Source organism: Microbacterium sp. Bi128, assembly GCF_918698205.1.
On the sequence record NZ_CAKKMM010000840.1, the window covers coordinates 1 to 2,225 of the forward strand.

A 2,225-nucleotide genomic window follows, 5' to 3' on the forward strand; every position below is an offset into this window, starting at 1 on the left:
GCCCGGAGGCGCTTGGCCCCGGTGAGTGCGGGTTCATCATCCACATGAACAGGGGCGTGAGCCCGTAGCTGACCAGGACCGCCACGACCACCACGGTGCCGCCCATTGTGGGCGTGCCCCGCTTGGTGTGGTGGGAAGTGGGTCCGTCGTCCCGGATGAATTGTCCGTAGCCCTTGCGGACCAGGAACCGGATGAACAGCGGGGTGCCCACAAACGCGAGGAGCAGCGCCATTCCGGCGCCCATCAGCAGTGCAATCACAGCTGTGCACTCCCTTCTGTGGCGGTTGCGGCAGTTCCCTCAGCAGATCGCTCGGGAGAGTCTTGGGTGGCATGTGGGGGTAATGCTATCCGATCCCCCAAGTGGCGCAGCCCGATGCCGTTCGAAGACTTGAACAGGACCAGGTCGCCGGGCTGGAGCTCGGCTTGGAGAAGCTCGTAGGCCTCGTCCGCCGTCTCGGCGAAAACGCATTCGTCGCCCCAGGAGCCTTCGTTGACGGCGGAAACATACAGCGACCGCGCCTCCCGGCCCACCACGACGAGCCGCGAGATGTTCAGCCGCACCACCTGGGTGCCGACTGCCATGTGCTCGCGGATGGAATCCGGGCCCAGTTCCAGCATGGCGCCCAGGACCGCCCAGGTGCGGCGGCCGCGGCCCAGCTCGGCCAGCGTCCGCAGTGCTGCCCGCATGGACTCCGGGTTGGCGTTGTAGGCATCGTTGATGACGGTCACGCCGTCGGGACGCTCCGTGCGCTCCATCCGCCAGCGGCTGGCGGCGGTCTGCGCGCTGAGCGAGGCCGCGATCTGCGCCCCGGGGATGCCGGCCGCGTGCGCCGCGGCCGCGGCCGCGAGGAGGTTGGCCATGTGATGGGCGCCGATCAGCTTGGCCGCGACGTGGTGCCGGGTTGGTCCTTGCGGTGCTTTCCCGTCCGTCACGTCGGCGGGCAGGTAGAGCTCAAATTCCGGGTGGCCGTCGGCGTTCAGGTCCACATCCGCGGCCCGCACCACATCGGCCTGGGCCACGTCGGCCTGGATGGTGGTGTCCTGGCCTGGGCCGGCCGCGCGTGAGGTGTAGCCGAGCACGCGGGCCCGGGTCCGGGTGGCCATCGCGGCGACGCGGGAGTCGTCCAGGTTCAGCACGGCGGTGCCCCCGGCCGGGAGCGCCTCCACGAGTTCGCCCTTGGCCACCGCGATGTTCTCGACGCCGCCGAACTCCCCGGCGTGGGCGGAGCCGACGCCGAGGACGACGCCGATCTCCGGCCGGACCATGTCCGCGAGGTACTGGATGTGGCCGATGCCCGTGGCGCCCATCTCGATGACGAGGTAGCGGGTGTCGAAGTCGGCTTTGAAGACTGTGAGCGGCACGCCGATCTCGCCGTTGTAGGACCCTTGCGGCGCAACTGTGGCACCTTCGGCGCCGGCGGCCGCGAAGATTCCGGCGAGCAGGTCCTTCGTGGTGGTTTTGCCGGCGGAGCCGGTGATGCCGACCACGGTGAAAGCGGCGCCGGCCGCGGCGCGGCTGGCACGGATCCGGCGGACGGCTTCGGCGGCCAGCGCGCCCATGGCGAGGACAGTGTCCTCAACGACGACGGCGGGATAGTCCGTTCCGGCGGCGTCGGCCACTTCGCGCTCCACGAGCGCCAATACGGCGCCCCGGTCAAAGGCTGCGCCGACGAAGTCGTGTCCGTCGGCGTTCTCCCCCGGTTTGGCCACATAGAGGGAACCCGCCGTGGCCTCGCGGGAGTCGGTCACCACGGAGGCGGGGGTAATTCCCGGTTCCGCGGCGAGCCGGCCGTCGGTTATGTCGGCGATTTCCGCCGCTGTAAATGCAATCATCTCGGTTTAGGACTCTATCCGGTGGTCTTCGAGAACGGTGAATCCCCGTGCTGTCAAGGCGTTCCGAAGCTCCACCCGGTCATCCAGTGCCAGGTTGACTCCCTTGACTTCCTGCCAGACCTCGTGACCGCGCCCGGCCACGAGGATGGTGTCCCCGGCTCCGGCGAGCTCTACGGCCTTCAGGATGGCGGCGTCGCGCGGGAAGACCTCCAGGACTGTGCAGTCCAGGCCTTCGTCGTCCTTGGCCGCCAGGGCCCCGGCAAGGACGTCCGCGCGGATGGCCGCCGCGTCCTCGTCGTGGGGATCGTCGTCGCTGACAATCACGGTGTCCGCCAGCCGCGCCGCGATGGCACCCATCGCGGGGCGTTTGCCCTGGTCCCGCTGTCCGGTGG

2 protein-coding genes and 1 pseudogene are annotated in these 2,225 nt (G+C 69.4%); all 3 read right to left on the bottom strand.

From position 1 onward, the window contains the following. Positions 1–259 (bottom strand): annotated as a pseudogene (locus tag LQV45_RS26980) (phospho-N-acetylmuramoyl-pentapeptide-transferase); the annotation flags it as partial. Continuing rightward, positions 256–1,833 carry a UDP-N-acetylmuramoyl-tripeptide--D-alanyl-D-alanine ligase gene (murF, locus tag LQV45_RS26985; RefSeq protein WP_230009838.1) on the bottom strand — a complete coding sequence of 526 codons (1,578 nt, stop codon included), beginning with the start codon at positions 1,831–1,833 and terminating at the stop codon, positions 256–258. The pseudogene LQV45_RS26980 and the gene murF, both read right to left, overlap by 4 nt. A 6-nt stretch (positions 1,834–1,839) precedes the next feature. Continuing rightward, the coding region (locus LQV45_RS26990; RefSeq protein ID WP_374208304.1) for a glutamate ligase domain-containing protein at positions 1,840–2,225 on the bottom strand (386 nt) is incomplete at its 5' end.

What these genes read in the sequence shown, in the direction of transcription:
- murF (WP_230009838.1), bottom strand. Translation starts at nt 1,833, where the DNA reads ATGATTGCATTTACAGCGGCGGAAATCGCCGACATAACCGACGGCCGG.